Annotated in this window: 6 protein-coding genes; 1 reads left to right on the top strand and 5 read right to left on the bottom strand. The window is 69.8% G+C overall.

Going from position 1 to position 5805, the window contains the following annotated elements:
* The 3 genes from ACFDSW_RS14120 to recF form a co-directional block, all read right to left on the bottom strand.
* A partial coding sequence (locus ACFDSW_RS14120; protein ID WP_375250918.1) for an MFS transporter occupies window positions 1-1128 on the bottom strand: 1128 nt, incomplete at its 3' end.
* Window positions 1129-1223: 95 nt separating this feature from the next.
* Window positions 1224-2468, bottom strand: coding sequence for an MFS transporter (locus tag ACFDSW_RS14115; protein ID WP_375250917.1), 1245 nt, complete (start codon window positions 2466-2468; stop codon window positions 1224-1226).
* Between the two features lie 79 nt (window positions 2469-2547).
* Window positions 2548-3585 carry a DNA replication/repair protein RecF gene (gene recF / locus ACFDSW_RS14110; protein ID WP_375250916.1) on the bottom strand — a complete coding sequence of 346 codons (1038 nt, stop codon included), beginning with the start codon at window positions 3583-3585 and terminating at the stop codon, window positions 2548-2550.
* Window positions 3586-3723: 138 nt separating this feature from the next.
* Between recF and rarD the strand changes: the two genes are divergently transcribed.
* The gene (rarD, locus tag ACFDSW_RS14105; protein ID WP_375250915.1) at window positions 3724-4611 is read left to right on the top strand and encodes an EamA family transporter RarD; all 888 of its coding nucleotides are present in this window, start codon (window positions 3724-3726) and stop codon (window positions 4609-4611) included.
* Between the two features lie 4 nt (window positions 4612-4615).
* Here rarD and ACFDSW_RS14100 read toward each other — a convergent pair whose 3' ends face one another.
* On the bottom strand, window positions 4616-5401 hold the full coding sequence (locus ACFDSW_RS14100) for a Coq4 family protein (RefSeq protein WP_375250914.1): 786 nt from the start codon (window positions 5399-5401) through the stop codon (window positions 4616-4618).
* 101 nt (window positions 5402-5502) lie between these two features.
* Window positions 5503-5805 (bottom strand): aldo/keto reductase (locus ACFDSW_RS14095; RefSeq protein WP_375250913.1); only part of this gene is annotated, 303 nt, incomplete at its 5' end.

The raw sequence follows: 5805 nt of genomic DNA, 5'->3' as shown, positions 1-5805 counted from the left end.
GTCATACAATCGCCCGAAGCCCACAATCCCGGTCGCGGTGCCGGCCCGCGCGATCAGGACGAGCGACCCATAGACTTCGCCATAAGCGCGGATGCCGAACAGCCGCGCGGTGAAGAACGGCAACAGATCGTTTTCCGCGCCGTTCATCAATCCCGCGAAGAAGACCAAGATCATCAGCAGCGCGAAGCCCGGCGCGTGAAGCTCGAGCAGCGCGAAGGCGATCGCGGACAACAGCGCCACCGTCGCCGCGGTCCGCTGCGGGGCGAAACGATCGACCATCGCGCCGATCGCGAGGCGCGCGACGATCTGCGACGCGCCGAAGGAGGCCAGGAGCAACGCCGCCTGGCCCGCGGAAAGGCCGCGATCGATTCCGAACGGCACCAGCTGGGTCACCAGCCCGACCGTCGCGGTGTTGATGCAGAAAGCGATCGCACCCAGCCGCCAGAAACGACTGTCGCGCCGCGTCTCGCCGCCGGTCATCCCCACGACCGGGGCGCTGGCGATCGCCGCGTCGGGATCGGGCCGGGTGGGGGAAAGCGGTGCGGTGCGGATCGCGAGCAGCACCAGCGGCAGTGCCACCAGCGTGGTCAGGACCGCCAGCGCGACGAACCCGCCGCGCCAACCATAGCCAGCGATGACCCAGCCGATCCCTGGCGGCACGACCAGCGTCGTGATCGAGATGCCCGATGTGGCGACGCCGAGCGCGAGGCCGCGATGCGCGACGAAACAATGCGCGATCGGCTTGCCATAGGCGACCGCGCCGGTGCCCGGCACTGCCAGGGCGAGCATCAGCACCAGCAACTGATATTCCCACAGCGCGCCCGTCATGCTCGCGAAGCCACAATAGGCGGCCCCCAGCAACAGCATGGAAAAGACGATCAGCGGGCGGATGCCGATACGATCGCCGAGCCGCCCGAGAAACGGCACCGCGACCCCGCCGGCCAGCCCCAGTCCCGCCGCGGTGGCGATTTCGCCGCGTGACCAGCCGAATTCCTCGATCATCCCGGGCACGAACAGGCTGGACAGGTTCTGGAACAGCGCCGGGCCCGCGCCGATCCCGATCAGCGCGCCCAGCACCAGCGGCCAGCCGCGCCGCCATTCCTGCGCGGCCGCGGCGCGATTCGCCATTCTCTCCATGCCGGAAGACTAGGCGGGTCCGCGATGCTGGCAAGCGGTTCCGCACCTTCGCCACCCCGCCCGAAAAGTCATCGAGCGGCGACGGATCAACCGCTCGTGCCGTCCCGGCGTGGCCGCGCCTCGTCAGGCACCAGCAGGAAACAGATCCCCGCCAGGAACAGCGCCGCCGCGCCCAGCGCGAGCGCGACGCCATAGCCCCCGGTCCAGTCGTGGAGGCGTCCGAACCCGACGATGCCGATCGCCGTTCCCAGCAGCGCGATCGGCATCGCGGTGCCGTAGATCTCGGCATAGGCGCGCAGGCCGAACAGCCGCGCCGCCAGGAACGGCAACAGATCGTTCTCCGCCCCGTTCATCAGCCCCGCGAGGAAGATGACGACGATCAGCATCGCGAATCCGCCGGGCGCATAAACGAGCGCGAGAAACGCCAATGCGCTGACCATCGCCACCGCCGCCGCCACCGGCTGGGGGCGAAACCGGTCGATCAGCGCGCCGACCAGCAGCCGGCCGGCGATCGCGCTGGTGCCGAACGCGGTCAGCAACAGCGCGGCGCGAGCCGGGCTCAGCCCGCGATCGATGCCGATCGGCACCAATTGCGTTACCAGCCCCGTCGTCGCGGCGTTGATCAGCAGCGCGGACAGTACCATCAGCAGGAAGCGCGGATCGCGCCGCGCCGTCGCCGCGCTGACACCTTCGACCGCTGCAGGTTCCTCGGCGGCGGTGACGGGACCGCTCGCCAGCGCCAGATGACGGATCGCCAGCAGAATCGGCGGCAGCGCGAGGATCAGCCCCGCCAGCGCCAGCACGACGAAACCGATCCGCCAGCCAAAGCGATCGACGACGAAGCCGAGCAGCGGGGCGGCGATCATCGTGGCCAGCGCCAGCCCGGAGGTTCCCAGCGCCAGCGCCATGCCGCGATGCCGCTTGAAGCGCGCCGCGATCAGCTTGCCGAACGCCAGGCTGCTCGTCCCCGGCAGGGCCAGCACGATCAGCAGCACCCCCATTTCATATTGCCACAAGCCCCCCTGGCCGAGCGCGAGGACGACATAGCCGAGCGCCAGCACCGCCATGGAAGCCACGATCACGGGGCGTACGCCCGCGCGATCGGCGATCCGGCCGACCAGCGGGGCGGCCAGCGCGCCCGTCAGCGCCACCCCGGCGGCGGTGGCGATCTGGCCGCGCGACCAGCCGAAATCCTGCTGGAGTCCCGGCGTGAACAGGCTGGACAGATTCTGGTACAGGCCGGGGCCCAGCCCCGAACCGAGCATCGCCGCCGCGACCAGCGGCCAGCCGCGCCGCCATTCGCCAGCGGCGCCCATATGCGACCGCGTCACGGTCGCCGACATTCGGAAAAAGCAGGGATCAGAACAACCTCATCATCATCCAACGCCATAACGCGCAATGCGACGAATTTCACAGCGTGATCCGCGTCGCGGCGCCGATGGCGTCGAACAAGGCGGGTTCGGTCCCGGTCATCCACACCTGGCCCAGCGTGTCGAGCCGCTCGAACAGCGCGGCGCGGCGGGCGGGGTCGAGATGCGCGGCGACCTCGTCGAGCAACAGCACCGGCGCGCGCCCGGTGTGCTCGACCACCAGTTCGGCATGCGCCAGCACGATCGCGAGCAGCATCGCTTTCTGTTCGCCGGTGGAGGCGAGCGCCGCCGGCTGATCCTTGTCGCAATGGCGGACGATCAGGTCGCCGCGGTGTGGCCCGATCAGCGTCCGCCCCGCGGCGGCGTCGCGGGCCCGGCCGTGGCGCAGCGCCTCCGCCAATTCCCCGGCACCGCCGGCCCATCCGTCGAGCGACACAGAAGGATGGGCGATGTCGCCGCGCGGATGGCGTGACAGCGCGGCGTGCAGCGCGGAAACGGTCCGCGCGCGCGCGTCGGCCAGTGCGGCGCCATGCTCCGCCATCTGCGCCTCCAGCGCGGACAGCCAGTCGCCGTCGGCCTGCCCTTCGGCGAGCAGGCGATTGCGGTCGCGCATCGCGGCATCGTATCGGCTGGTGTGGCGCGCATGGCGCGGTTCGAACGCCAGCGTCAACCGATCGAGAAAGCGCCGCCGTTCGCTCGCCGTATCGGTGAACAGCCGGTCCATCGCGGGCGTCAGCCACAGCACCGCGATCCGCTCGGCCAGCGCGCCGGCGCTCGCGGCGGCGGCGTTGACGCGCACCACCCGCCGCTCGGGCGCCGTCGCCAGCGTACCGGTCGCCAGCTCGGTGCCGTCCGCCAGCGTCGCGGCGATGCCGAAGCCCCCGGGGCCGTCATGACGCGCCACCTCTGACAGCGGCGCGCGGCGCAGCCCGCGTCCCGGGGTCAGCAGCGATACCGCTTCCAGCACGTTGGTCTTGCCCGCGCCGTTAGGGCCCGTCAGGATCACGAACCCCGCCGCTGGCGCCAGCGTGAGGGCATGGTGATTGCGGACATCGGTGAGGACGAGGCGCCGTAGCATCGCCCGCGGTCCTAGGAGGTGCGGCGCGGCCCAACAAGCGCCGCGAGTGACGGTGGGTCCGGCGCCGGCGCCGCCTGCCATACCCATTTCCCTCGTCCTGCGCTTGCTTTGCTGCGCCGCAGCGTGGATGGCGCGCGGATGGATCGGACACATCATATGCGTGGCGGGCTGTTCCTTGGCATCGGGGCCTATGCCATCTGGGGATTGCTGCCGCTGTATCTGCGACTGCTGCGCGAGGTTCCGTCGGGGCAGGTGCTGGCCCATCGCGTGGTGTGGTCGCTGCTGTTGCTGCTCGGGGTGGTGCTGGTGATGCGGCGTGGCGGCGCGATCCTGCGCGCGGCGCGGGGGCGGACGCTGGCACTGCTATGTGCCTCGGCGGTGCTGATCGCGATCAACTGGCTGGTCTATATCTGGTCGGTGCAGCACGGCCATGTGCTGGAGGCGAGCCTCGGCTATTTCATCAATCCGCTGGTCAATGTGGCGCTGGGCCTGATCGTATTGCGCGAGCGGATCGCGCCGGTGCAGGCGGTGGCGGTCGCCGTGGCGGCGGTGGGCGTCGTGATACTGGGCATCGACGGTGTGTCGTCGGGTGGCGGCGCGTTGTGGATCTCGCTCACGCTCGCGCTCAGTTTCGGCGGCTATGGCCTGATCCGCAAGGTGGCGGCGATCGACGCGCTCGGCGGCCTGACGGTGGAAACCGCGCTGCTGCTGTTGCCCTCGCTGGGCGTGATCGCGTTCGCGCAGGCGGGCGGGACGGGCGCGTTCGGGCACGACCACCGGCTGGACCTGTTGTTGATCCTGGCGGGGGTGGTGACCGCGGTGCCGCTGCTGCTGTTCGCGGCGGCGGCGCGACGATTACGCTACAGCACCATGGGGCTGTTGCAATATATCGCGCCGACGCTGCAATTTCTGGAGGCGGTGCTGTTGTTCCGGGAACCGCTGCGGCCCGTGCACCTCGTCACCTTTGCGCTGATCTGGCTGGGATGCGCGATCTATGCGATCGGAGCGCGCCGCCCGCCCGCCTGACGGATCACGCCGCGGCGGCGGCGGGATGCGCCTCGCGCCGCTGCTTCAGGAATTCCGCCATCGCCGGGCCCAGCTCGCGCTGCGCGCGACGATAGGCGAGCGGCTCGCCAAGCCCGAGCCGCGCCCGGGCGGCCTCGATCGGCTCATGCATCAGCCGTAGATAATCCTCGCCCTGCAGCCAGGCGGCGGCGCGGCCGCGGCGATAGCCCTCCCACACCGCATCGGCGAACAGCCGGTTCTTCGCAACGCCCAGGCTCTTAAGCGACGCGGCGGTGGCGATCACCGCCCAGCCGAGCCCGCCGACCTGCGCGAAGCTGAACGCGACCAGCGCCGCCTCTCCCATCGGTTCGTCGGCCTGATAGCCGGTCAGGACGTGCCAGATATCATGCGTGTCGCGGATGCGGCGGCCCATCCAGGCATAGGGATGGTGCTGCGCCTCGCCATCGCCGTCGAGCTTGCTCACCTCGACCAGGCCATCGGCCGAATAGCCGGTGGTGTCGAGAAAGTCGCGATAGGCAGCGCCGACGGTGCCGGGCGCGAAGCTGGCCACGAATGCGGGATCGGAGAAGCGCTGCGCCAGTTCGACGCGCTCATAGGCGATCCGTCCACCCTCCTCGGTGGCGATCAGCCGTGCATAATTTTGCGGCGCGTTACCGACGTTGAGCGCGCGCATGATGCGGAACACCTGCTGCGTATCGTCGGCATTGGCCATCAGCTTGCGGACGGCATCACCCGCAGTGCGCCAGTCGCGCCGCCCGCTGGTGCCGGGGAAGGGGGGAAGGGTCGCCATGACTCACACTACTACTGACAAATATGTTAGTAAGTGATTACTGACCTGATTGTCAATAGGTTCCGGCTTCCCCGGCGGCGGGCCGGCGGGGAGCGCGTCGATCAGATCCGCACCATCTTCAATTGCTGCTCGCCATAGCGCGGCCCGGCCGTCTCACCGCGCGGAGCGGCGGCGTCGAGGCGGGCAAGATCGTCGGCGCTCAGCGAGAGTTCGGCAGCCTTGACGCTGTCCGTCATCGTCACCCGTCGTTTCGAACCGGGGATCGGGACGATATCGTCGCCCTGCGCGAGCAGCCACGCCAGCGCCACCTGTGCGGCACTGGCGCCATGCGCGGCGGCGATATCCTTCACGACGTCGACCAGTTTCAGGTTCGCCTCGAAATTGCCGGGGGCGTAGCGCGGATC

Source organism: Sphingomonas sp., assembly GCF_042091075.1.
Taxonomy (GTDB): domain Bacteria; phylum Pseudomonadota; class Alphaproteobacteria; order Sphingomonadales; family Sphingomonadaceae; genus Sphingomonas.
Note: the sequence above shows the minus strand (reverse complement) of the source record. Positions and strands in the feature narration are given on the sequence as shown.

Excerpts from the sequence above, each read along its gene's own strand:
- rarD (WP_375250915.1), top strand. The coding sequence starts at position 3,724 with ATGGATCGGACACATCATATGCGTGGCGGGCTGTTCCTTGGCATCGGG.
- recF (WP_375250916.1), bottom strand. The coding sequence starts at position 3,585 with ATGCTACGGCGCCTCGTCCTCACCGATGTCCGCAATCACCATGCCCTC.
- ACFDSW_RS14100 (WP_375250914.1), bottom strand. The coding sequence starts at position 5,401 with ATGGCGACCCTTCCCCCCTTCCCCGGCACCAGCGGGCGGCGCGACTGG.